Here is a 23194-nt window from a genome sequence, read left to right on the forward strand (position 1 = left end):
GCATTCCTGATCAGCCGCCCGCCAACAGACCGGCGCAGCTGACCTCACCGCTGACGGCCCCCGACGACGTGGTCCGAACGGTTCGAGCGTCGCTCGCCAGACCCGCCGAGGAATGCCCCCGATGACCGACCTGCGCTACACCGCCAAGCCGCCTGCCCGCACCGACGTCCCGCGCCCCAAGCGCGGCGAGGGCCAGTGGGCCTTCGGCTACACCGAGCCGCTCAACAAGAACGAGCAGTCCAAGAAGGACGACGGCCCGCTCAACGTGCAGGCCCGGATCGTCAACATCTACTCCAAGCGCGGCTTCGCCTCGATCGACCCGGCGGACCTGCGCGGGCGGTTCCGGTGGATGGGGCTCTACACCCAGCGCGCGCCGGGCTTCGACGGCGGCAAGACCGCGACGCTGTCGGAGGAAGAGCTCGACGCGGAGTTCTTCATGATGCGCGTGCGTTCGGACGGAGCCCTGCTGCCGCCCGCGACGGTGCGCGCCCTGGGGAGCATCGGCGTCGACTTTGCCCGCGACACCGCCGACGTCACCGACCGCGAGAACATCCAGTACCACTGGATCCGCATCGAGGACGTCCCGGCGATCTGGGAACGCCTCGAGGCGGCCGGCCTCTCCACGCTCGAGGCGTGCGGAGACTCCCCCCGGCCGTTCCTCGGCTCCCCCGTCGCCGGCGTGGCCCGCGAGGAGATCATCGACGGGAGCCCGGCGCTCGAGGAGATCAAGCGCCGCTACATCGGCAACCCGGACTTCGCGAACTTCCCGCGCAAGTTCAAGACCGCCGTGACGGGACACCCAGGTCACGACGTCTCGCCCGAGACCAACGACGTCTCGTTCGTCGGCACGGTCCACCCCGAGCACGGCCCCGGCTTCGACCTGTGGGTCGGCGGCGGCCTGGCGGCCAACCCGATGCTGGCGCAGAAGCTCGGCGTCTGGATCCCGCTCGACGAGGTCCCCGACGTCTGGGAGGGCGTGGCGTCCATCTTCCGCGACTACGGCTACCGGCGGCTGCGCTCCCGGGCCCGGCTGAAGTTCCTGGTGCAGGACTGGGGCGTGGAGAAGTTCCGGGAGGTGTTGGAGAACGAGTACCTCGGCCACGCGCTCGTGTCGTGCGAGTCGCCGGCTTCACCGGTCGGCCACCGCGACCACATCGGCGTGCACGAGCAGAAGGACGGCAAGCGGTACGTCGGCATCGCCCCCACTGCCGGGCGAGTCTCCGGCACCCTCCTGGTCGCGCTCGCCGACCTGATGGAGGAGTACGCCGTCGCGGGCGCCCGGCTCACGCCGTACCAGAAGATCGTGCTGATCGGGGTCGATCCGGACGTCCTCGACGAGCTGCTGGACCGTCTCGACGCCCTCGGGCTCTCGGCCCGGCCATCGGCCTGGCGGCGCAACACCATGGCCTGCACCGGACTGGAGTTCTGCAAGCTGGCCATCGTCGACACCAAGAATCGCGCCCGCGACCTCGTCGACGAGCTGGAGCGCCGGTTCCCCGAGCTCGACACCCCGATCACCGTCAACGTCAACGGCTGCCCCAACGCTTGCGCGCGCACGCAGGTCGGCGACATCGGCCTCAAGGGCCAGCTCGTGATGCACGAGGGCCAGCAGGTCGAGGGCTTCCAGGTCCACCTCGGGGGCGCCACCGGTCTGCAGGCGAACTTCGGTCGCAAGCTGCGCGCCCACAAGGTCACCAGCGCCGGGCTCGACGACTACATCAGCAGCCTCGTGGTCAACTACCTCGCCGGCCGAGACGAGGACGAGTCCTTCAGCGCCTGGGTGGCGCGCGCCGACGAGGAGCTGCTCCGCGGGGAGCGGGTCCTGGAAGGAGTGACGCCGTGAGCGAGCGGGCGACCCCCTTCCACTGCCCCTACTGCGGCGAGGAGGACCTCCGTCCTCACGAGGTCGTCTCCGAGGCCGGCGAGGTCAGCTCCCCGCACGGGACTTGGGAGTGCCGCGGCTGCCTGCGCGCGTTCTCGCTGAAGATGCTCGGCCTGGTGCGACCCGGCTCGTCGACACCGGGGGTGCGGTCGTGACCGCCGCCACCACGAGGTCGGCTCGCAACTACCGGGGCACCGAGACCGCGGGCCGTTCGCCCGAGGAGCTGCGAGAGCTGGTCTCCCACTGGGGAGCAGAGCTCGAGCTCGCCCCGGCCGAGCACATCGTCGAGTGGGCCGTGGCGACCTTCGGCGACCGCTTCTGCGTCACCTCGTCCATGGCCGACGCCGTGCTCAGCCACCTGGTCTCGAAGGTCGCGCCGGGGGTCGACGTGGTGTTCCTCGACACGGGCTACCACTTCGCCGAGACGATCGGCACCCGCGACGCCGTCCAGGCGACGCTGCCGGTCAACCTGATCACGATCACGCCCGTGCAGTCGGTCGCCGAGCAGGACGCGGAGCACGGCCCCGACCTCTACAAGACCGACCCGGACCTGTGCTGCAAGCTGCGCAAGGTCCAGCCGCTCGCGACGTCGCTCGACGAGTACGACGCGTGGGCGACCGGCCTACGCCGGGCCGAGACCAAGAACCGCGTGATCGCGCCCGTGATCGGCTGGGACGCCAAGCGGCGCAAGGTCAAGGTCTCGCCGCTGGCGCGGTGGAGCGACGAGGACGTCGAGCGCTACATCGCCGAGAACGGCGTGCTCGTCAATCCGCTCGCGTACGACGGCTACCCCTCGATCGGCTGCTGGCCCTGCACCCGACGCGTGGCTCCCGGTGAGGACCCGCGCAGCGGCCGGTGGGCCGGCACCGCCAAGACCGAGTGCGGGATCCACTCATGATCACCGCACTCTCGAACACCGCAACCTGCACCACCGCACACCGCGCGACCGGCAGCGTGGCCGACCGCGTAACGACGTACGACCCCGCACCAACCGCACGCACACGTAAGGAGGCGGCGTGATGGCTGCTCCTGCACTGGTGGCCCTCGCTCACGGCAGCCGTGACCCGAGGTCCGCCGCGACCATCAAGGCCCTGGTCGACGAGGTCCGGTCCATGCGACCCGACCTGCGCATCGAGCAGGCCTTCCTCGACCTGTCCCGGCCCTCGTTCACCACGGTGGTCGACCGGCTCGTCAAGGCCGGCTTCGACGAGATCGTCGTCGTACCGCTGCTGCTGACCGAGGCCTACCACGCCAAGGTCGACGTGCCGGGCGCGATCGCCGAGGCCGCGTCCCGGCACCCGGGGCTGCAGATCCGCGCGACGTCGATCCTCGGTCTCGAGGCGCAGTTCCTCGAGGTGCTCGACGTGCGGATGCGCGAGTCGCTGCGCGCGCACCGGGTGCGTGAGCTCGATGCGCTCGTGCTGGCCGCTGCCGGGTCGAGCGACCCGCTGGCCAACCAGGCGGTGGCCCGGCTCGCCCGGGTGTGGGGGTCGCGCCACAAGCTGCCGGTGACCGCGGCCTTCGCCTCGGCCTCTCCCCCGGCGACCGGCGAGGCGGTCCGTGCGTTCCGTGCCGAGGGACGCCGCCACATCGCGGTGGCCTCGCTCTTCCTCGCACCCGGGTTCCTCCCCGACCGCGCGGCCGAGCTGGCCCTCGAGGCCGGTGCGATCGCGGTCTCCGCGCCCTTGGGCGCTCACCCCGAGGTGGCCCGCACGATCCTGGCTCGGTACGCGGTCGGCGCCGTCGAGCTCGTCCCCGTCTGATCTCTGCCGAGTCGGCGCGGAAACTGGCGCCGGCTCGGCATCTGCCGGCCCGGCTCAGCCGACCAGCTTCTCCATCAGGTGCTCGAGCTGGCGGGCGGGGTCTCGGGTGAGACCGCCGTGGACGGGGCCGGGCTGGAGGACGGTGCTGCGCGGCGCCTTGAGGAAGCCGAACCGCTGGCCGATCGGCTTGCCGGCGGCCGCGCCGGCGCGTTGGTCACCCGCGCACACCCCGGCCACGAACTCCAGCCCCTCGCACACCTGGTCGAGGTCGAGGCCCGGGTCGAAGGCCTGCAGGCGCTCGCGGTCCACCAGCCAGGCCGCCTCGAGGAAGTCGCTGGCCTGGCAGTAGACGACGACCCCGACGTTGACGAACTCCTCGCGGTCCACGCGGGGCACGCAGCGCAGCACGACGTACTGGTAGGCGAGCTTCGCCGGCTCACTCATCGCGCCACCACCTCGGGCAGCCAGGAGCCCGTCGCGAGCCGGGCGCCGAGGAAGTCGACGTACGCCGACCGCACCGCGTCGGGGGTCTCGGCGCCAGGGACGGCCTCGAGCCAGGCGTCCGGCACCTCCGCCAGCAGCTCGGTGAAGACGTCGGGCGAGAGCAGGGCACGGACCTCCTCGTCCGCGACGGGGAGCTCATGGGCGAGCGGGAGCAGGACGTGGTCCCCCGCGTCCCAGGGCTGCCCGGCGAACCGGCCGGCGGCGCCCTCCTTGAGCAGTGACCCACCGGGCCACGCGTGGTGGAAGTACAGCGAGGCCCCGTGGTCGATCACCCACAGCTCGCCGTGCCAGACCAGCAGGTTGGGGTTGCGCCAGGACCGGTCCACGTTGGCGCAGAACGCGTCGAGCCACAGGACCTTCCCCGCCACGCCGGGGTCGGCCGGCAGCTCGCCGTCGAACCCGAAGGCGCCGGGGAGGAAGTCGACGCCGAGGTTCAGCCCGGGACTCGCGTTGAGCAGGTCCTGGACCTCCTCGTCGGCCTCGTAGCGGGCGATCTCGGGATCGAGGTCGAGCGCGACCAGCCGCGGTGTGCGCAGGCCGATCCGCCGGGCGAGCTCGCCGACGACGACCTCGGCGACCAGGACGCGCACGCCCTGCCCGGCGCCACGGAACTTGCAGACGTAGGTGCCCAGGTCGTCGCCCTCGACGATGCCGGGCAGGCTGCCACCCTCGCGCAGAGGGGTGACGTAGCGGGTCACGGAGACCGTCGGGATCACCGGCACACCCTAGGGCACGGCCCCGCGAGGGTCGTGCGGTTTATCGGACAACCGCCGTGGGTAATCGACGGCTGGTCGACTCGGCGACCGCCCACCCCATCGATCGACAGGAACCCGATGCGCATCCGCACCCTCCTCGCCGCCGTGACGGCCGCCGCCCTGACCGGGCCGGCTCTCGCCCTGGTCGCCACCTCCGCTCCCGCCTCGGCCGCCACCGCGACCCACATCGTCAGCAGCGACGGGGGCCCGTGGATCTCCGGCCCCAGCTACCGCAGCCAGCCGGGCGTCCCGGTCTACGGCGACACGCTCTCGCTCTCGATCGAGGTCGCGACCGACAGCGGCCAGCAGGTCTACGACGGCACACTGACCGTCCAGCGCCAGCTCGCGGGCCAGTCCACGTGGACCACGGTCGCCAGCTCCACCAGCGCCTACCTCTACGAGTCGATCAAGGCCCAGGGCAACGCGATCTACCGCGTGACCTACAGCGGCAGCGGCGACTTCGCGCCATCGTCCGACTCCGTCTCGGCCTCGATCCAGCGCAAGCTCGACGTCACCGGCACGACCGGCCGCACGGCCGGCATGAAGGTCAAGGTCAGCCCGAAGTACAAGGGCGCGATCACCGTGCTGAAGAAGCAGGGCAAGAAGTGGAAGAAGTTCAAGGTCGTCCGCACCAACGCCAAGAGCCGAGTGGCGTTCGCCCTGCCCACCCCGCGGAGCGGCAAGTTCTTCTGGCGCCTGGTGATCCGCGCTGACAAGTCCTTCGCGACCACCCAGAGCGGCGTCTACTACACGCACCGACTCTGACACCGAGGCGTCTGCCGAACGGGTCAGGCGACCGGCTCCTCGCCGGTCAGCCTGGCCCGTTCGGCGTCCACGTCGAAGTCGGCGACGGGCCAGTCGAGGTCGAGACCGCGCAACGTGTGCAGCAGCAGCTCGCCGATCGCGAGGTTGCGGTACCACTTGCTGTCGCTCGGCACGAGGTGCCAGGGCGCGACGTCGGTGTTGGTGTGCTCGACCGCCGCCTCGTAGGCGTCGCGGTAGTCGGCCCACCGAGCCCGTTCGTCCACGTCGTGGGGGTTGTACTTCCAGTGCTTGGTGGGCTGCGCCAGGCGGGCCAGCAGCCGCTTCTTCTGCTCCTCAGGGGAGATGTGCAGCAGGCACTTCAAGACGACTGTGCCGCTCTCGACCAGCCCGCGCTCGAACTCGTTGATCACGTCGTAGCGGCGCTCGATCTCCTCGGGCTCGACCAGCTCGTGCACCCGAGGCACCAGGACGTCCTCGTAGTGCGAGCGGTCGAAGACCCCGATGATCCCGGGGCCGGGCAGTGCCCGGCGGATGCGCCACAGGAAGTCGTGGGCACGCTCCTCCTCAGTCGGCGCCTTGAACGAGGTGATGCGGACGCCCTGCGGGTCGACCAGCCCGACGGTGTGGCGCAGGATGCCGCCCTTGCCCGAGGTGTCCATGCCCTGGAGCACGAGCAGCACCCGGACCTCGGACCCGCGTCGGCCCTGCGCGAACAAGCGCTCCTGCAGGTCGGACAGCTCCGGACCCAGCGCAACCAGGGCCCGCTTGCCGGCGGTCTTGCCGCCCTTCACCCCCGCCGTGCGGTCGGTGCGGTAGGCCGTGAGATCGACGGGGCCCGGTGGGACCAGCTGCGCGTGGGCGTTCATCACCGCATCATCCCAGGACGCGGCGTACGTCGAGGCTGCAACCGACGACGGTGTCGACGGAGCCGTCCTCCTGCGGCTCGTCGAACCACAGGCCAGGAGTGAAGCCGGTCTTGGTGAGCATCCGGAGCGAGGCTGCGTTGCGGTGGTCGGGGGCGGCGAAGTACGTCGTCGCGTCGGGGAACCGCTTGCGGGCCCGGGTCATCCACGCCCAGAGCACGCGGGCACCGAGACCGCGACCGCTCCACTCCTCGCACAGGGCGTAGTCGACGCCGATGGCCTCGGGGTCGGGGCCGAGCACGGCGTAGTCCGGGTAGTCGCCGATGCGATAGTCCTGGACGAACCCGACGGAGCGGCCGTTGACCTCGGCGACCCACATCCGAGTGGGCTCCATCCCGTCGATGCACGGGCCGTAGCGCGCCTCGATCCGCTCCGAGGTCGGCTCACCCTCCGAGGCCCACCACCGCCGGATGTGTTCGGTCTGCCGCCAGCGGGTCACGTCGGGGAGGTCGCCACGGGTCATCGCGCGCACGGTCACCCGGTTGTCGTGGTCGACGACGAACAGCTTGACCTCCTCGGAGAGGTCGAGCGGGACCGGGTCCGCGTGCAGGCTCGCGACCGTACGCCGAGCCGCGGCCGCCCAGGACTCACCCTCGTGCACCACGCCGGTCAGGTCGCGGCCACGGTCGTGCACGACGACCCGGTGTGCGGTCACGCCGGACCTCGATCCCTCCGGACCAGCGGCGGCTCCGCCGACCACGGGAAGTCGATCCACGCCTCCGTCCGCCGCCAGACGTAGTCGGGCCGCACCACCGTCCACGGCTTCTCGTAGATCACCGCGACACGTGCCTCGGCGACGTGCTCGGCGCAGAACTCCCGGACGATCTCGAGGGTCTTGCCGGTGTCGGCGACGTCGTCGGCGATCAGCACCTTCAGACCGGTCAGGTCCACGGCGTCGGGGGTGGGCGGCAGCATCACCGGCATCTCGAGCCGCTCGTCGACGCCGGTGTAGAACTCGACGTTGACCGCGGACAGGTTCTTGACGTCCAGGGCGTAGCCCAGGCCCATGCCCAGCCCGAGGCCGCCGCGCGCGATCGAGAGGACCAGGTCGGGTTCGTAGCCGGAGTCGACGATCTGGTGGGCCAGGTCGCGCACCGCGGTGCCGAACAGCTCGTACGTCAGGACCTCGCGCTCAGTTGCCACCCTCGTATTGTTCCGCACGGTGGCCCAGCTCGTCGCGGACCACCGCGAAGGCGATCCCCGAGCCGTAGCCCTTGCGGGCCAGCATCCCGACGAGTCGCCGGGTCGCCGTGGTGTCGTCGACCGCGGCGAGGGACCGCAGCTTCTTGCGGACCAGGGCCCGGGCCGTCTCCTCCTCGTCGTCCGGGTCGACCTCGTCCAGCGCGGCACGAGCCACCTCGTCGGCGATCCCCTTGCGGCGCAGCTCCTGCGCCAGGGCTCGCCGCGCCAGTCCCCGGCCGCCACCGGCGCCCCGCGACTCGACCCACAGGCGAGCGAACGCCTCGTCGTCGATCAGCCCGACCTCCTCGAACCGGTCGAGCAGCCGGTTGGCGAGGTCCTCGGGCACGTTGCGAGACGCGAGCTTGTCGCTGAGCTGCTTGCGGCTGCGCGCCTGCCCGGTCAGCTGGTCGAGCAGGATCTTGCGCGCGACGGCCTCCGCATCCGCCTCGGGGACCTGGACGGCCAGGTCCTCGGGCGGAGCCCCGGGCGGGGCCGGCGCGCGATGCGTCCACGCGTCGACCCCGTCAGTGACGTCACCCAGCCACTCAGGAGGCGGCCTGTCATCGTCGAGAGTCATTGATGTCTCCCTCGCAGGCGCGATGGTCTCGAGGCTCCTTCGAGCTCGAAGTCACCGATCAGAAGTCGCCGACGCCGATCGGCTCCGCGGGCAGCTCGGTCACGTCCTGGTCGACGGTCGGGCCGACGCCGAGCTTCTCGAGGATCTTCTTCTCCAGCTCGTTGGCCAGGTCGGGGTTGTCGCGCAGGAAGTTGCGGGCGTTCTCCTTGCCCTGGCCGAGCTGGTCGCCCTCGTAGGTGTACCAAGCGCCGGCCTTGCGGACCAGGCCGGCCTCCACGCCGACATCGATCAGGCCACCCTCGCGGCTGATGCCCTTGCCGTACATGATGTCGAACTCCGCCTGCTTGAACGGTGGGGCCACCTTGTTCTTGACGACCTTGACCCGGGTGCGGTTGCCGACCATGTCGGTGCCGTCCTTGAGCGTCTCGATGCGGCGCACGTCGAGCCGGACCGAGGCGTAGAACTTCAGCGCCTTGCCACCGGTGGTGGTCTCGGGCGAGCCGAACATCACGCCGATCTTCTCCCGGAGCTGGTTGATGAAGATCATCGTGGTCTTGGAGTTGTTGAGGGCACCGGTCATCTTCCGCAGCGCCTGGCTCATCAGCCGGGCCTGGAGGCCGACGTGGCTGTCGCCCATCTCGCCCTCGATCTCGGCCCGGGGCACCAGCGCGGCGACCGAGTCGATCACGATCAGGGACAGCGCGCCCGAGCGGATCAGCATGTCCGCGATCTCGAGGGCCTGCTCGCCGGAGTCGGGCTGGGAGACCAGCAGGTTGTCGGTGTCGACGCCGAGGTTCTTCGCGTACTCGGGGTCGAGAGCGTGCTCGGCGTCGATGAACGCCACGATGCCGCCGGCGCGCTGGGCGTTGGCCACGGCGTGCAGGGCGACGGTCGTCTTGCCCGAGGACTCCGGGCCGTAGATCTCCACGACGCGGCCGCGGGGGAACCCGCCCAGGCCGAGGGCGACGTCGAGCGCGATCGAGCCGCTCGGGATGATCTCGAGCGGGGCCCGGACCTCGTCTCCGAGGCGCATGACCGAGCCCTTGCCGAACTGCTTCTCGATGTTGGCGAGCGCGGCGTCCAACGCCTTCTCGCGGTCTCCTCCAGCCATCTGCTGCTTCCTCTTCTCTCGTCGTGGTCCAGGCACATCGGCGACGTTAGAGCGAGCCACCGACAGCGCCCTGATCAGCGCCGCCACGGCTGTGGACAACCTCGCTCCACGTCGTGCCTGTGGACACAACCTAGCCCGAACACCTGTTCGACACTGACAGGCTGGCCCGGCGTGTCGGCGTCCCGCTCAGGCGGGCAGCCGCACCAGGAACCGGCAGCCGGCCGGCGTCGGCGAGCCGACGTTCTCGACGTGCACGACGCCGCGGTGCGCCTCGACGATGCCCTTGACGATCGCCAGGCCCAGCCCCGCCCCGGGGCCCTCGAGCCGGTCGGCACCCTCGGGCTCGGGCGTGCGGGCCGCTCCCCCGCCCCGCCAGGCGAGGTCGAAGACCCGGCCCATGTCGTCCTCGCTCAGCCCGCCGCACTGGTCGCTCACGCTGAGCTCGACGCTCTGGCCGGCGCCCTCGCCGACGAGCCGCCCGCGGATCTCCACCGACCCGTCGGCCGGCGTGTGCCGGATGGCGTTCATGATCAGGTTCGTCATCACCCGCGACATCGCGGCCGCGTCGGCGGTGACCTCGATGCCGTCCTCCACCCGACCGCCGAGGCGCACGCTGCGTGCCCGGGCGACCGGGTCGGCACCGGCGATGGCCTCGCTGACCAGGTCGCCGAGCATCACGGTCTCTGGGCTGATCCGCAGCACTCCGGCATGGATCCGGGAGAGCTCGAAGAGGTCGTCGACCATCCGCACCATCCGGTCCACCTCGGCGCTGATCTGGCGGTGGTAGCGCACCGGGTCGGAGGCCAGGCCATCCTCGAGCGCCTCGGTCATGGCGCGGATGCCGGCCAGCGGCGTGCGCAGGTCGTGGGAGACCCACGACACCAGCTCGCGACGTGACTCCTCGAGCCGGGCCTCGCGCAGCCGTGACTCCGCAAGCCGCTCGCTGGTGCGCTCGAGCTCGGCGGCCAGCGCCTGCAGCTCGCTGGGCCCGCGGGGGTCCGCGACGTACGACCCGTGCGTGTCCAGGAGCCGTGCGCCCTCGCGCAGCGCGGCGGACCAGCGCGAGATCGCCGCACCGAGGGCGAGCGCGACCACGAGGCCGACCACGCCGGAGACGACGGTGACCAGGCCGACCACCTGACGGTCGTGGGTGGAGATGAACATCATCCGCGCCACGGCGACGACGCCGGCCAGCACCGAGCCGACCGAGACCACCACGATCAGTCCCAGCTGCCACCGGATCGAGAGGTGACGCACCAGCCAGGCAGCGACCAACCCGACCACGCCCACACCGACCGCGCACGCGGCGGCCACGAGCACGATCTGCACCTCGTCCGCGGTCACGCCCCCCATCACGCCGATGCCTCCCACCGGTAGCCGACGCCCCACACGGTCTGCAGCCGAACGGGCCGGGTCGGGTCGTCCTCGATCTTCTCCCGCAGCCGGCGCACGTGCACGGTGACCGTCGACTGGTCGCCGATCGACCAGCCCCACACGTGCTTGAGCAGGTCGTCGCGGGAGTACGCCGTGCCGGGGTGGGCGAGCAGGAAGCGCAGCAGGTCGAACTCACGGGAGGTCAGCGCGAGCGCGCGGTCGCCGCGGAACGCCGTGTGTGCGGCCTCGTCGACGAGCAGGTCGCCGTCGACGAGCCGCTGCGGCGCCGGCGGGGCGCCGCTGCGGCGCAGCACCGAGTCGACCCGCAGCGCCAGCTCGCGCGGGCTGAACGGCTTGGTGACGTAGTCGTCGGCGCCGACCTCCAGCCCGACCACGCGGTCGGTCTCCTCCCCCAGCGCGGTCAGCATGATCACCGGGACGTCGCCGGCCTCGCGCAGCCTGCGGCACACCTCGATGCCGTCGATGCCGGGCAGCATCAGGTCGAGCACGACCAGGTCCGCGGGCCGGTCGCGGACGGCCCGCAGTGCGCTCTCACCATCGGCGGCCTCGACGACCTCGTGCTGGTGCGCGCGCAGGTAGGACACCACGACCTCACGCACGGTGGGGTCGTCGTCGACGACGAGGATCCGGGCCACGCGCGCCTCCTTCTCGGTCCGAGCGCGAGCGTACGAGGGTCGCCACCACGACCGCCAGCACCGTGACCCCGGCCAGCGCCAGCCAGCCCACGGTGTAGTCGCGGTCCAGCAGCGTCGGGTTGTCGGCGCGGGCGCCGAACCTACCCAGCACCGGTACGGCGAGCAGGGTGACCGGGCCGAGCACCAGGAACCCCACCGCCACCGGCGCCCGCGCCGGCCGCGGGAGCAGCCGGGTGGCCACCATCCCAAGCGCCAGTGTCGCGCCGGCCAGCACCGCGTCGTGCAGCACGACCCCGGCAACCAGCCACACGGCCACGTCGAGCAGGTCGTGCCCCCGGCTGACCAGCAGCCACCCGCCGTACGCCGCGACCGCGACGCCGAGCGCCCCGAGCGCGGCCCTCACGTCCTCACCTCCAGCCGGGCGACCCACTTGGTCTGCAGCACGCCCGGCCGGTCGGGAGCGATCACCCGCGCCGGGTAGCCGTGGTCGATCGCGAGCGGCTCACCGCCGAGTGCCAGGGCGAGGAGGGTCCGCTCGTCGTCGGCGAAGCTGGCGTGCAGGACGGTGGTCCGGTACGGCCCGCTCTCCTGCAGCGAGGTCACCAGCACGTCGGAGCCCGACGGCGCGCCGACCAGCTCGAGCAGCGCCCGCACCGGCACGCCGGTCCAGGTGCCGGCCGCGCTCCACCCCTCGACGCACGCGATGGGGAGCGTGTGGGTCGACTGCGGCATCGCCAGGAGCTGCGCGCGGGTCAGCGTGACCTCGCGGTCCCCGTGGGCGACCGTGAGCCGGTAGTCCGCGCTCGTGGCGGCGGCCGTCACCCGGGCGGCCACCGCCGACTTGTTGACCGGCACGCCCATCGGCCCGTCACCGGACCGGACCCCCAGCACCGACACCCGCCGCAGCACGGGCACCGTGCTGCCCGCGGTGGCGAGCACCGCGACCCCGGCCGCCAGCCAGGTCGTCCGCAGCAGCCCGCGACGCGACAGCGCGCCCGGGCGGACGGCGGTCGCGCGGTCGTACGTCGTGTCCTCGACGCCGGCGCCCAGCGCGCCGCGGATCACCGGCAGCTTGACCGCGACGTGCAGGAGCAACGCCCCGATCGCCACCCACGCCAGCGCGTAGTGGGTCGACCGGAACGAGAAGTCCCACGGGTACCACTGCGCGGCGTTGGCCAGCCCCGTCGCCAGCTGGAAGACCGCCGCAGCCACCAGGACCCCGATCGATCCGCGCTCGAGGGCGTCGAGCAGCAGGCGGCGGGCGCCCCGGGCGGGCCGGAGGAACAGCCGGGGATAGACCGTCCACAGCTTCACGAGCAGCAGCGGCACCGCCGCGGTGCCGGTGGTGACGTGCAGGCCCTGGGTCACGCGGTAGCCCCACACTGGGCCGGGAGGGAACGGCACCGGGTGGTCGGCGTTCTGCGCGTAGTGGCTGATCAGCCCGGTGACGAAGCAGATGCCGAAGCAGACCCCGAGCCACAGCCCCACCCGCGCGGTGACGGCCGCGCTGCGCAGCCGGGAGGAGAAGTCGGCCTCCGACGGGATCCTCATGTCGCCTCCTCCAGCACCGCGCACCAGCGGTGGCCGAACCTGTGGCGCCCGGTCACCTCCAGCCCGGCCGCGCGTGCCAGGCGCGCGATGTCGTCGACGCCCACGACGGCCCACCGGAACGGCCGGGCGACGCCCGCGGCGTACCGCAGCGTCGCCCAGCCGTGCCGCAGCTCGCTGCCGGGCGGGGCCAGCTCGACCACGACCCGCCCGCGCGGGTCGAGCAGCTCGCGCAGCCGGCGCAGCAGCGCGACCGGGTCTCCGCCGATGCCGACGTTGCCGTCGGCGAGCAGCGCCGTACGCCAGCGACCCTCACCCGGGATGCGGTCGAAGACGTCGCGGTGCAGCGCGACCGCGCCGCGTTCGCGGGTCCGGCCGACGCACTCGGGCGCCACGTCGATGCCGAGCGCCACGTGCCCGCGCTCCGCCAGGTGGGCGGTCAACCGGCCGGGTCCGCACCCGACGTCGAGCGTCGGACCCACGCACAGCGCGACCATGTCGCGGTCGTGCTCGTCGGCGGCGTGCGCCCAGCTGTCGATCGACAACACCTCCGCGAGGAGGTCCAGCGGCTCCGCGCTCACGGCCGCACCAGCTCCCAGGCGCGGGCGAACTCGCCGTCCGGCGCCACCCGCGCGACCGCGTCGGCGTCGGCGACCGTGTCGACATCGCGCAGCGTGGCGGTCGTGCCGACACCGACGCCGGCAGCGGTGAGCGCGTCGCGGGTGTGGTCGTACGTCGACGGCGTCGACATCGGTACGTCGTGCAGCGACCCGGCCGCGCCGGGCGTGCGCAGCCCGAGCACCCACCAGCCGCCGTCGTCCGCGGGTCCGAGCACCGCCTCGTGATCCACGAGCTCGGCGGCAGCCGCGTGCAGCAGGGCCGGCGTCACCTGGGGCGTGTCCATCCCGACCTGGACGACCGGTCCGCCGGGCGAGACGTCGGCGTGTGCGTTGGCGAGCCGCTGGGCGAACGTGCTGCCCCGCTGCCGCGCGAGGGCCCAGCCGTCCAGCGCCCGGGCGATCTCGTCGCCGCGCGCGGCGTCGGCGAGGTCGCCCGCGAGGGCGAGCAGGCACCCCTCGGGGCCGACGGTCGCCCGGCAGGCGGCGATGGTGTCGAGCAGGGCGGCAGCGGCGAGCCGGGCCGCGGCGTCCATCCCGATCGCAGCACCCAGCCGGGTCTTGACCCGCCCGGGGACCGGCGCCTTGGCCACCACCAGCACCCGCGGGCCGCTCACGCCAGCACCTTCCAGAAGTCGCGGGCGGCCCGCGCGGTCCCGGTCACCGAGCCGGAGACCTTCGACCGGGTGCCGACGGCCCGCGGACGGTAGGTGACGTCGCGCTCCGCCACCCGCCAGCCCGCGCGGGTCGCTCTGTCGAGCAGCTCGACGGGGTAGCCGAACCGGCGGTCCTGGACGCCCAGGGCCAGGAGCGCGTCGCGACGGCAGACCCGGGCCGGCGCGATGTCGTGGGCGGCCATGCCGATGCGGCGTCGCAGCCACCACACCACCAGCGCGTTGCCGGCCCGCGCGTGCCACGGCCACACCCCGCCGCTCACGGGCCGCCGCCGGCCGACCGCGAGGTCGGCCCGTCCCGACCGGACCTCCTCGAGGAGCCCGAGCAGCTCCCGGGGGTCGAAGGACCCGTCCCCGTCCATCACCGCGACGTGCTCGCGCGTCGCCGCGACCAGGCCGGCGTGGACGGCCGCGCCGTACCCCGGTCGCGGCTCGACGACCACGCTCGCGCCGAGGCGCCTGGCCACCTCGGCGGTGCCGTCACGGGAGCCGTTGTCGACGACGATGACCGCGAACTCGTCCGGGACCTCCGGGAGCAGGTCCGCCAGGGCGGCCGCCTCGTCGCGGCAAGGGAGGATCAGATCGCACGTGGATGGCACGTGACCGAACGTAGGGAGCGCGACGCGCGTACGGGCCGCCCAAGTCTTACGAAGCCGTGACGATCGCCGACGCCGGCGTTCTCGGCGGCTCGCGCGACCTAGGGTCGATGGCATGTCGGCCACCACCACACGTGCGCCGTGGGCCGGGCTGGCGCTCGCGCTCCTCGTCGTCGTGGTCGCGTTCGCGGTACCGCCGCTCACCGGCTGGCAGGTGTTCGCCCGCGCGCCGCGCAGCGCCGTCGACGCCAGCGCGCCGCCACTGCACGGCTACTGGCACCCGCAGCTGCTCGGCCCGGGCACGCCGTTCGCCGTCGCGCTCGCCCTGCTCGGCTGGCGGTTCGGGCCCCGACTGGCCGAACGGTTGTCGTGGCGGGCGCTGCTGCTCGCGTCGTACGCCGGCAGCCTGGCCTGGCTGCTCGGCCTCGCTCTGGTCGACGGGACCGACGGGCTCTCGCGAGCGCTCGGCAACCAGTACGAGTACCTGCCGACGGCCCGCGAGGTCACCGACGTGCACGCGCTGCTGACCGGGTACGTCGACCGCATCCCCTACGGCCTCGCCGACAGCTGGCCGACCCACATCGCCGGCCACCCGCCGGGCGCCGTGCTGTTCTTCGTGGGGCTGGTGCGGGTCGGGCTCGGCGGCGACCTCGCCGCGGGAGTCGTGGTGACCGTGCTGGCCGCGACGACGGCCGTCGCGGTGCTCGTGACGCTGCGGGCGCTCGGTGCCGAGGACGTGGCCCGGCGGGCGGCGCCGTTCCTGGTGCTGGCGCCGGCCGCGGTGTTCATGGCGGTCTCGGCCGATGCGCTGTTCGGGGCGGTCGCTGCGTGGGGGTTGGCCACGCTCGCGCTCGGCGCCACCTCGACCCGCCGGAGCCGGGTGATCGGCTGGTCACTCGTGGCCGGGGTGCTGCTCGGGTGCTGCGTGATGCTCTCCTACGGCCTGCCGCTGCTGGGCGTGCTCGCCCTGGCCGTGCTGGTGCGGGCCAGGTCGTGGTGGCCGCTGCCGGTGGCCGCGCTGGCCGCTGCCGCGGTGGTGCTCGCCTTCGCGGCGGACGGGTTCGCCTGGTGGGAGGCCTTCCCCGTGCTGCGCGAGCGCTACTGGGACGGGATCGCCGCGAGGCGCCCGGCGGCGTACTGGACGTGGGCGAACCTCGCCGCGCTCCTCGTCTGCACCGGGCCCCTGCTGGGCGCGGGCCTGGCCGTGCTCCGGCGCGGCTCGGACCGCGTGGTCCTGCTGCTCGCGGGGGCCGCCGCCGCGGCGGTCCTCCTCGCGGACGTCTCCCAGATGAGCAAGGCCGAGGTCGAGCGGATCTGGCTGCCGTTCGTGCCGTGGCTGATGCTCACGACGGCCCTGCTGCCCGAGCGCTGGCGTCGCTGGGGCCTGCTCCTCCAGGTCGCCTGGGCCGTCGCCGTCCAGCAGCTGCTCTACACGACCTGGTGAGTCACTCGCGCAGCGGCGCGGTCGCGAACGCCGGCAACCCCTGGTCGGGGTCGACCTGCGCGGTGAAGCCGAGCTCGGTGCGCGCCAGCTCGGGCGAGGCGACCACGTGCCGGACGTCGCCGAGCCGGTAGTCGCCGGTCACCTCCGGCTCGATGCCGGTGCCCGCCCCGACCAGCTCGGCGACCCGCAGGATCGAGACCGGGCGGCCCGAGCAGACGTTGTAGGCGGCGTACGTCCCCGCCTCGCCCGCGACCACCGACTCGAGCGCGAGCAGGTTGGCCCGCGCGACGTCGGAGACGTGCACGAAGTCGCGCATCTGACCGCCGTCCTCGTAGACGCGAGGCCGCTCACCGCGCTCGAGCGAGGAGCGGAACATCGCCGCGACCCCGGAGTACGGCGTGTCCCGCGGCATCCCGGGCCCGTAGACGTTGTGGTAGCGCAGCGCCACCGCGGCCGCGTCGGCCTGCCGCACCCACGCGGAGGTGTAGTGCTCCTGGGCGACCTTGCTGGCGGCGTACGACGAGCGCGGGTCGAAGCGGGCGTCCTCGTCGACCAGCGCCCAGCCGAGCACCCGGCCGCACGCGGGGCAGTGGTTGTCCACGTCGCCGGACTCGAGCGCCGCGCGGGTGCGCGGCGGCGGCACCTGGTCGCCGTGCTCGGGGCAGGTGTAGCGGCCCTCGCCGTAGACCACCATCGAGGAGGCGAGCACGAGCCGGCCGACGCCGGCCTCGTGCATCGCCGCGAGCAGCACCGCGGTGCCCAGGTCGTTGTGGGACGCGAAGTGCGGAAGGTCGCCGACACGGATGCCGGCGCCGACCATCGCGGCCTGGTGGCAGACCGCGTCGACGCCGGTCAGCAGATCGGTCCACTCCCCGGCCTCGCGGACGTCGAGCCGGTGCGTGCCCGCGGGCGGCTCGGTGGCCCCGTGCGCCATCGGCAGCATCAGGTCGACCCGGACGACCTCGTGCCCGGCCTCCTCGAGCACGGCCCCGATGGCGGTCCCGATGAAGCCGGCAGCGCCGGTCAGCAGCACCCTCATCTGCTCTCCGGGCCCGGGACGTCGTAGGTGAGCTCGATGCCGTCGGCCCAGGTCGAGCACGTGCACCCGGTCGGGTCGGGCAGGCCGGCGACGCTGCGAGCGAGCAGCCCGGTGAGCCGCTCGAGGTTGGCGCGGAACAGCGCGAACACCTCCTCCTGGCCGACGCCCTCACCGGACTCGGCCCCGGCGTCCATGTCGGTGACGAGCGCGATCGCGGAGTAGCACATGCGGAGCTCGCGGGCGAGCGCCGCCTCGGGGGCGCCGGTCATGTTGATCAGCGTCCAGCCCTGGTCGGCGTAGTGGCGCGACTCGGCGCGCGTGGAGAACCGCGGGCCCTCGATGACGACCATCGCTCCCCCGGACTTGATGCCCGGGTCGGCTGCGAGCACGGCCGCCGAGACGCGTGGGCAGTAGGGGTCGGCGAAGGGCAGGTGCACCGCACCGGTCTCCACGAAGCTGCCGATGCGGCGGTGGGTGCGGTCGACGAGCTGGTCGGGGACGACGACGTCGCCGGGCTGGACCTCGTCGCGCAGGCCGCCGACCGCGCACGGCGCGAGGACCTGGCGGACGCCGAGCGAGCGCAGCGCCCAGAGGTTCGCGCGGTAGGGGATGCCGTGCGGCGGGTGCTCGTGGTGCGGACCGTGGCGCGGCAGGAACGCGACCCGGCGCCCGGCGACCGTGCCGACCGAGACCGGCGCCGAGGGTGCGCCGTACGGCGTCTCCACGACGTGCTGGACCACGTCGCCCTCGGCGTCGTCGAGGAAGGAGTAGAAGCCGGTGCCGCCGATCACGGCGACGTCAGCGACCTGGGGGCTCATGGCCCCAGCCTGCCAGCCGGTCAACCGTGCGCGCTCGGGACTCGCACGGTGACGACGGTCCCGCGGCCCTGGTCGCTGGCGACCTGGACGTGCCCCCCGTGGGCCTCGACGACCTTCTTCACCGTCGGGAGGCCCATGCCCATCCCCCGGATGTGGTCGGATCGGGCGAGGTCGCCGCGGTGGAACCACTCGAATGCTCGGTCGCGGTCGACGGCACTCATGCCGGCGCCGGTGTCAGCCACCTCGAGCAGCACCTCGCGGTCGGTCACGCTGAGCGACACCCGGACCTCACCCCCAGGCGGGGTGAACTTGATCGCGTTGGAGATCAGCGAGTCGACCACCCGGGACAGCTGGTGCGGGTCGACGTCGGCGATCACTCCTCGCTGGACCTGGGGGCTCACGCGCAGCCCGAGGTCGTGGAACTGGGCAGCCGACCGCTGCAGCGCGTCCGAGACGAGCACGGAGACGTCGATGGGCTCCCGCAGGGGCCGCGGCCGGTCCTCGGCGACGGTGATCAGGTCGCTCACGTGCGAGGCGAGTGAGTCGGAGTTGCGACGGATCGCGGCGAGTGCCCGTCGCAGGACCTCGGCGTCGCCGGGAGCGAGCGTCTCGGCGACCTCCACGAAACCGATGATCGAGGTCAGCGGCGTACGGAGCTCGTGGGACACCGTTCCGAGGAACCGTTCCTGCGTCTGGTGGGCGGCCAGCAGCGAGGTGACGTCGTGCGACACGACCACGGTGCCCAGGGAGCTGCCGTCGTTGCCGAGCACCTGGCGGCTGTTCCAGGTCACCGCGGTCAGGTCGTTCGAGGGGCCGACCCACTCGATCGCATCGGTGAGCCGCTCCACGGCGAGGGCGTGCAGGAGCGCCTGCCCGTCAGGCCCGAGCGGGGTGCGGCCGTCGGCGGCCCAGACCCGGGTGCCGGGGCGTTCGGGATGCTCCAGGTCGTACCCGCCGCGAGCCGCCAGCGCGTGTGCCTGGGAGTTCGCGAACGCCAGCGAGCCGTCGGCGTCGTAGAAGCAGATGCCCGACCCCACCGTGTGCAGGATCGCCCGGCCCAGCCGGGTCGTGCGCTGCGACTGCTCGAGCTGACAGTCGAGGCTGCGGCGGCGCTCGCGCAGCTGGACGGCGAAGAGGTGCCCGAAGCCGGCGAGCCCCAGCGCCTGGACGCCGACGACCGCGGCACGCACCGACGTAGCGGTCTGGTTCGAGAGCGGGCCCGCGAGGAAAGGAGCGAAGAACGCCGTCAGCAGTGCCGTCACCACCGCGGCGGACACGCCGCGCAGACCGAAGTCGACGCCCATCCAGATGATCGGGATCGTCGCCAGCGCCCACACGAACGCGAGCTCGGGGAGGAGGTCGTGGCGCAGCAGGGCGATCGCGACCATGTCCAGGCACGGGATCACCAGCAGCCAGTCGGTCCCGAGCCGCCGCCACGGCGCGGCAGCGGTCGCGAACGTCGCCAGCACGATCAGCAGCGCGCCGGCCCAGAACATCTCGCTGGCGCGCCCGGCCGGCATCGCGATCACGACGACCACGACGACCACCATCGAGCAGGCCGCGAAGAGCAGCTGGGGCAGCACGGGCAACCGGGGGCGCCGCGCGAGGTCGAGATCCACGTCTCCGATGAGCATGGGCCCCCTTCCCGAGGAAGACCATGATTCAATCAGACGAAGGCGCTTCAGCCCGATGAACGCGCCCCGAGGCCGCCGATCGCCACGAGTGCGACCAGCCCGATGGAGCAGATCGCGAGCGCGGGGTAGCCCCAGGCGCCGACCACCAGCCCGGCGAGGCCGCCGGCAGCTGCGGCAGTCAGCCCCATCACCAGGTCGGCGGCGCCCTGGACGTCGGTGCGTTCCTCCAGCGGTGCGTGCTGCGCGATCAGCGTGGACGAGGCGACGGTGACGAACGACCAGCCCAGCCCGAGCAGGAACAGGCCCGCGAAGATCTGCCACGAGCTGCCCTCGGGCGCCCGGGCGCACAGCAGCAGCGCGCCGAGCAGCAGGAGTGCGCCCTCGACGATCACGACGGGCCGGCCGACACGGTCGGCGAGCATGCCGACCAGCGGTGAGAACGCGAACATCCCGAGCACGTGGACGCTGATCACGACGCCGATGGCCCGCAGCTCGGCGTGGCCGTGCTCCATGTGCAGCGGGGTCATCACCATCACCGCCACCATCGCGGCGTGCGAGCAGCCCATCGACAGCGCGGCGAACGCCAGGACGGGCCGCTCGCGGGCGGCCGCCACCGCCCGCCCCCAGGCCGTGCCGGCGGGCGCTGAGGGTGGTACGCCGGCGGCCTCGCGGGCCAGCAGCAGCGGGTCGGGGCGCAGCAGCAGGCCCGTGATCAGGGCGGCGCCGAGCATGCCGAGGCTGCCGAGCGCGAACGGTCCGGTCAGCTCGGGGATGCCGAGCCAGCCGGCCAGGGCGCCCGCGGGCCCGGTCAGGTTGGGCCCGACGACCGCACCGACCGTGGTCGCCCACACGACGGTCGACAGGGCCCGGCCCTTGTGGGCGTCCTCCGCGAGGTCGGTCGCGGCGTAGCGGGCGCTGCTGTTGGCCGCGCTGGTCGCGCCGAGCAGCACCGCACCCACGAGGAGGAGCAGCATCGAGTCGATGACGCCGGCCAGCACGGCGAGCACGGCACCCGACGCGCCGGCCAGGTAGCCGGTGACCAGCCCCACGCGCCGGCCGCGCTGTGACATCAGCCGGGCCAGGACGTACGCCGCGACCGCGGTGCCGAGCACCTGGAACGTCTGGGCGAGGCCGGCCTCGCTCTCCGACCCGGAGATGTCACGGGCCAGCAGCGAGGCCGTGGCGATGCCGATCGTGATGCCGATCGCCCCGACCGCCTGGGCGGCGACCAGCGTGCGGATCGTGCGGCGCTGGACGAGCGCGAGGTCGGGCAGGGTCCGGACGCTCACCGCTGGGTCGCCGGCAGCCCGAGCGCCTGCCAGACGGCGGCCCAGACCTGCTTGGGCGGCACCCCCGCGGCGAGCGCCTGCGACGCGGTCCGGCCACCGAGGTCGGCCATCACGAACATGTCCGCCCAGGAACGGGAGTACGCCGGCCCCAGCGCGTGGTCCATCCGGGCCCAGAACTCGGTGTGTCTCATGGGTGCCTCACCCGGCCGAGCGCACGGCCCGCACGTCGAGCCACGGCTCGCCGGTGAAGCTGCTGGTGGTGTGGTCGAGGCGGGAGACGTTCCAACCGGCAGACTCCAGGGCCTCACGCAGCGGAGCCTCACGCCAGTAGACGAAGTGCCGCGGGGCGCCCACCGAGCCGTGGGTCGACCAGGCGTCCCCGTCGCCCTCCTTGACCCACAGCATGAGGACGCCGCCGGCCCGGGTGGCCTCGGCCAGGCGGCTCAGCACCACCGGCAGGTCGGCCCGGGCGACGTGGAGCAGGCTGGCGCTGGCCCAGACACCGTCGTACGGCGTGCTCGGCCGGGCCGGGTCGTCGAGGTCGTCGGTGAGGGGGTCGAGCACGTCGGCCTCGTGGCCCGCCCCGCGCAGCAGCTCGACGAACGCCGGGGTGATGTCGGTGCAGCGCACGCTCAGCCCGGCCGCCTCCAGGGCGCGGGCGTCTCGCCCTCCCCCGCTGCCGATCTCGAGCACCCTGGCTCCGGGACCGAGCTCGCCGGCGAGGTCGGCGATCTGCGCGAGCGACTCGGCGGACAGGTCGGCAGAGGCGTCGCGGTAGGCGGCCGCGTGGCCGTCGTAGGACTCGACGGTGGCGCGCGCGACAAGCGCCCGGACGTCCCAGGCGTGGTGGACGATGTCGTGGAGGTGGTAGCGCCCGAGGCTCTCGACGGTGAACTCGCTGCCGTCGCTGCGGAACCCGCGCCGGCCCCAGGCGTCGGGCGGCACCGACTCGTAGCGGTCGGCGACCACCGCAGCCGCCTCCAGCAGCTCGGCGGAGACCGTGGCCGGGTCCTGCTCGGCGTACTTCTCCGCGACCGCGGTGTGGTCCTGGTCCCAGTTGGGGAACAGCGGGTCGGTCTCGTCGAGCAACAGCTCGAGGCGCAGGTCGAAGATGCGGTGCACGTCGCGGACGTGGCAGGCGTACTCGAGCGCCGACCAGGTGGTCGGGTCGGGCCGCACGGCCGCCCCGTCGACCGTGAGCACGGCCTGCCACGTCGTCGCGTTGTCGCGGACGACCTCGGCCAGCCGGTCGGGGGTGACGTGCGAGGCCTCGAACCCGCACTCGGGGCAGGGCCGGTCGAGGACCCAGGTCCAGTCCTTGGTGTCGGGGACGATCGCGCCGCCCCCGGCCGTGTCGCTGCTCATGGCGGACATCCTCCCAGCCGCCACCGACGGGCCGCGCGCGACTTCCGGCCAGCCTCCGCGAAGATGGCGCCATGACTGCTGCGCTGACCGGTGCATCGACGGGTGCGGTGATCCGCCCCGCGACGGAGGCGGACCTGCCCGCGATCGCGGCGATCTACGACGAGGAGGTCCGGCACGGGATCTCGACGTTCGCCACCGAGCCGCCGCCGCTGGACTACTGGACCATGCGGCTCACGAGCACCGAGACCGGTGACCACCTGCTGGTGGCGGAGCGCGACGGCGCGGTGATCGGGTACGCGTTCTCGGGCAGCTACCGCCCACGAGCGGCGTACGCCCGGACCCGCGAGACGTCGGTCTACCTCGCCTCGCAGGCTCGTGGTGGCGGCGCCGGCCGGGCGTTGTACGACGAGCTGCTGCGACTCATGCGCGCCGACGGCGTGCACCTGGTCGTGGCGGTCGTCGCCCTGCCCAACCCCGGCAGCCAAGGGCTGCACCGGGCGTGCGGCTTCACCCGCGCCGGGGTGCTGCACGAGGTCGGGCACAAGTTCGGCCGGTGGATCGACACCGAGCTGTGGGAGCTGCGGCTCACCGGCTCGTCCGCTGGAGACGGGTCGTCCCGTCCCGCAGGGTGACCCGCGCCTCCGCCCCGAGCTCGCGGAGTCGGTGAAGGCGTCCCCC

The 23194-nt window shown here is 73.1% G+C and carries 27 protein-coding genes and 1 pseudogene; 7 read left to right on the forward strand and 21 right to left on the reverse strand.

Annotated features, from left to right (window positions below):
* Positions 1–112: 112 nt before the first annotated feature.
* The 4 genes from AC3ANS_RS12390 to AC3ANS_RS12405 all read left to right on the forward strand — a co-directional run bounded on the left by AC3ANS_RS12390 (position 113) and on the right by AC3ANS_RS12405 (position 3645).
* Entirely contained in the window at positions 113–1843 is a 1731-nt protein-coding gene (locus AC3ANS_RS12390; RefSeq protein ID WP_488291893.1) for a nitrite/sulfite reductase, read from the forward strand.
* The gene (locus AC3ANS_RS12395; protein WP_488291894.1) at positions 1840–2037 is read left to right on the forward strand and encodes a hypothetical protein; all 198 of its coding nucleotides are present in this window, start codon (positions 1840–1842) and stop codon (positions 2035–2037) included. The genes AC3ANS_RS12390 and AC3ANS_RS12395 overlap by 4 nt, the downstream gene beginning before the upstream one ends.
* The gene (locus tag AC3ANS_RS12400) at positions 2034–2780 is read left to right on the forward strand and encodes a phosphoadenylyl-sulfate reductase (protein WP_488291895.1); all 747 of its coding nucleotides are present in this window, start codon (positions 2034–2036) and stop codon (positions 2778–2780) included. Before AC3ANS_RS12395 ends, AC3ANS_RS12400 begins: the two co-directional genes overlap by 4 nt.
* A gap of 121 nt (positions 2781–2901) precedes the next feature.
* Positions 2902–3645, forward strand: coding sequence for a sirohydrochlorin chelatase (locus tag AC3ANS_RS12405; RefSeq protein WP_488291896.1), 744 nt, complete (start codon positions 2902–2904; stop codon positions 3643–3645).
* 54 nt (positions 3646–3699) lie between these two features.
* On the opposite strand, the gene AC3ANS_RS12410 is transcribed toward AC3ANS_RS12405, so the two are convergent.
* Both AC3ANS_RS12410 and AC3ANS_RS12415 read right to left on the reverse strand, forming a co-directional pair.
* Positions 3700–4089, reverse strand: a complete 390-nt coding sequence (locus AC3ANS_RS12410) for a DUF3037 domain-containing protein (RefSeq protein ID WP_488291897.1) — start codon at positions 4087–4089, stop codon at positions 3700–3702.
* Entirely contained in the window at positions 4086–4865 is a 780-nt protein-coding gene (locus AC3ANS_RS12415) for a HipA family kinase (RefSeq protein WP_488291898.1), read from the reverse strand. The genes AC3ANS_RS12410 and AC3ANS_RS12415 overlap by 4 nt, the downstream gene beginning before the upstream one ends.
* A 117-nt stretch (positions 4866–4982) precedes the next feature.
* Between AC3ANS_RS12415 and AC3ANS_RS12420 the strand changes: the two genes are divergently transcribed.
* Positions 4983–5669 (forward strand): hypothetical protein, encoded by a 687-nt coding sequence (locus tag AC3ANS_RS12420; RefSeq protein ID WP_488291899.1) that lies wholly within the window; start codon positions 4983–4985, stop codon positions 5667–5669.
* Positions 5670–5692: 23 nt separating this feature from the next.
* On the opposite strand, the gene AC3ANS_RS12425 is transcribed toward AC3ANS_RS12420, so the two are convergent.
* The 12 genes from AC3ANS_RS12425 to AC3ANS_RS12480 all read right to left on the reverse strand — a co-directional run bounded on the left by AC3ANS_RS12425 (position 5693) and on the right by AC3ANS_RS12480 (position 14930).
* Complete coding sequence (locus tag AC3ANS_RS12425; protein WP_488291900.1) at positions 5693–6535, reverse strand: PPK2 family polyphosphate kinase; 843 nt, start codon at positions 6533–6535, stop codon at positions 5693–5695.
* A 7-nt stretch (positions 6536–6542) separates the two neighbouring features.
* On the reverse strand, positions 6543–7247 hold the full coding sequence (locus AC3ANS_RS12430) for a GNAT family N-acetyltransferase (protein WP_488291901.1): 705 nt from the start codon (positions 7245–7247) through the stop codon (positions 6543–6545).
* On the reverse strand, positions 7244–7735 hold the full coding sequence (locus AC3ANS_RS12435) for a phosphoribosyltransferase (protein ID WP_488291902.1): 492 nt from the start codon (positions 7733–7735) through the stop codon (positions 7244–7246). The genes AC3ANS_RS12430 and AC3ANS_RS12435 overlap by 4 nt, the downstream gene beginning before the upstream one ends.
* Positions 7725–8351: a regulatory protein RecX gene (locus tag AC3ANS_RS12440; protein ID WP_488291903.1), complete on the reverse strand. Its 627-nt coding sequence runs from the start codon at positions 8349–8351 to the stop codon at positions 7725–7727. The genes AC3ANS_RS12435 and AC3ANS_RS12440 overlap by 11 nt, the downstream gene beginning before the upstream one ends.
* 58 nt (positions 8352–8409) lie before the next feature.
* Positions 8410–9462, reverse strand: a complete 1053-nt coding sequence (gene recA, locus AC3ANS_RS12445; protein ID WP_488291904.1) for a recombinase RecA — start codon at positions 9460–9462, stop codon at positions 8410–8412.
* A gap of 186 nt (positions 9463–9648) precedes the next feature.
* Positions 9649–10806 (reverse strand): sensor histidine kinase, encoded by a 1158-nt coding sequence (locus tag AC3ANS_RS12450; protein ID WP_488291905.1) that lies wholly within the window; start codon positions 10804–10806, stop codon positions 9649–9651.
* Between the two features lie 8 nt (positions 10807–10814).
* Positions 10815–11492 (reverse strand): response regulator transcription factor, encoded by a 678-nt coding sequence (locus tag AC3ANS_RS12455; protein WP_488291906.1) that lies wholly within the window; start codon positions 11490–11492, stop codon positions 10815–10817.
* Positions 11449–11895: a hypothetical protein gene (locus tag AC3ANS_RS12460; RefSeq protein ID WP_488291907.1), complete on the reverse strand. Its 447-nt coding sequence runs from the start codon at positions 11893–11895 to the stop codon at positions 11449–11451. Before AC3ANS_RS12460 ends, AC3ANS_RS12455 begins: the two co-directional genes overlap by 44 nt.
* Complete coding sequence (locus tag AC3ANS_RS12465) at positions 11892–13043, reverse strand: molybdopterin-dependent oxidoreductase (RefSeq protein ID WP_488291908.1); 1152 nt, start codon at positions 13041–13043, stop codon at positions 11892–11894. The genes AC3ANS_RS12460 and AC3ANS_RS12465 overlap by 4 nt, the downstream gene beginning before the upstream one ends.
* On the reverse strand, positions 13040–13621 hold the full coding sequence (locus AC3ANS_RS12470; protein WP_488291909.1) for a methyltransferase domain-containing protein: 582 nt from the start codon (positions 13619–13621) through the stop codon (positions 13040–13042). Before AC3ANS_RS12470 ends, AC3ANS_RS12465 begins: the two co-directional genes overlap by 4 nt.
* Entirely contained in the window at positions 13618–14274 is a 657-nt protein-coding gene (locus AC3ANS_RS12475) for a TIGR04282 family arsenosugar biosynthesis glycosyltransferase (protein WP_488291910.1), read from the reverse strand. The genes AC3ANS_RS12470 and AC3ANS_RS12475 overlap by 4 nt, the downstream gene beginning before the upstream one ends.
* Positions 14271–14930 (reverse strand): glycosyltransferase family 2 protein, encoded by a 660-nt coding sequence (locus tag AC3ANS_RS12480; protein WP_488291911.1) that lies wholly within the window; start codon positions 14928–14930, stop codon positions 14271–14273. Before AC3ANS_RS12480 ends, AC3ANS_RS12475 begins: the two co-directional genes overlap by 4 nt.
* Before the next feature lie 112 nt (positions 14931–15042).
* Here AC3ANS_RS12480 and AC3ANS_RS12485 point away from each other — a divergent pair, with 112 nt between their 5' ends.
* A complete protein-coding gene (locus AC3ANS_RS12485; protein ID WP_488291912.1) occupies positions 15043–16371 on the forward strand; it encodes a hypothetical protein in 1329 nt (442 codons plus the stop codon).
* A gap of 1 nt (position 16372) precedes the next feature.
* On the opposite strand, the gene AC3ANS_RS12490 is transcribed toward AC3ANS_RS12485, so the two are convergent.
* From AC3ANS_RS12490 to AC3ANS_RS12520, 7 genes and pseudogenes are all read right to left on the reverse strand, one after another.
* Positions 16373–17410 carry an NAD-dependent epimerase/dehydratase family protein gene (locus AC3ANS_RS12490; RefSeq protein ID WP_488291913.1) on the reverse strand — a complete coding sequence of 346 codons (1038 nt, stop codon included), beginning with the start codon at positions 17408–17410 and terminating at the stop codon, positions 16373–16375.
* A complete protein-coding gene (locus tag AC3ANS_RS12495; protein WP_488291914.1) occupies positions 17407–18228 on the reverse strand; it encodes an S-methyl-5'-thioadenosine phosphorylase in 822 nt (273 codons plus the stop codon). The genes AC3ANS_RS12490 and AC3ANS_RS12495 overlap by 4 nt, the downstream gene beginning before the upstream one ends.
* Before the next feature lie 20 nt (positions 18229–18248).
* Positions 18249–19862 (reverse strand): sensor histidine kinase, encoded by a 1614-nt coding sequence (locus AC3ANS_RS12500; RefSeq protein ID WP_488291915.1) that lies wholly within the window; start codon positions 19860–19862, stop codon positions 18249–18251.
* Positions 19863–19909: 47 nt separating this feature from the next.
* On the reverse strand, positions 19910–21151 hold the full coding sequence (locus AC3ANS_RS12505) for an MFS transporter (protein ID WP_488291916.1): 1242 nt from the start codon (positions 21149–21151) through the stop codon (positions 19910–19912).
* On the reverse strand, positions 21148–21342 hold the full coding sequence (locus AC3ANS_RS12510; RefSeq protein WP_488291917.1) for a DUF3046 domain-containing protein: 195 nt from the start codon (positions 21340–21342) through the stop codon (positions 21148–21150). The genes AC3ANS_RS12505 and AC3ANS_RS12510 overlap by 4 nt, the downstream gene beginning before the upstream one ends.
* A gap of 7 nt (positions 21343–21349) precedes the next feature.
* Entirely contained in the window at positions 21350–22006 is a 657-nt protein-coding gene (locus AC3ANS_RS12515) for a class I SAM-dependent methyltransferase (protein ID WP_488296491.1), read from the reverse strand.
* Positions 21983–22516 (reverse strand): annotated as a pseudogene (locus AC3ANS_RS12520) (DinB family protein); the annotation flags it as partial. The gene AC3ANS_RS12515 and the pseudogene AC3ANS_RS12520, both read right to left, overlap by 24 nt.
* Positions 22517–22587: 71 nt before the next feature.
* On the opposite strand from AC3ANS_RS12520, the gene AC3ANS_RS12525 reads away from it, so the two are divergent.
* Complete coding sequence (locus tag AC3ANS_RS12525) at positions 22588–23148, forward strand: GNAT family N-acetyltransferase (RefSeq protein ID WP_488291918.1); 561 nt, start codon at positions 22588–22590, stop codon at positions 23146–23148.
* The last annotated feature ends 46 nt before the right edge of the window (positions 23149–23194 follow it).

The sequence above is a fragment of the Nocardia sp. 149-1B genome, from assembly GCF_057747975.1.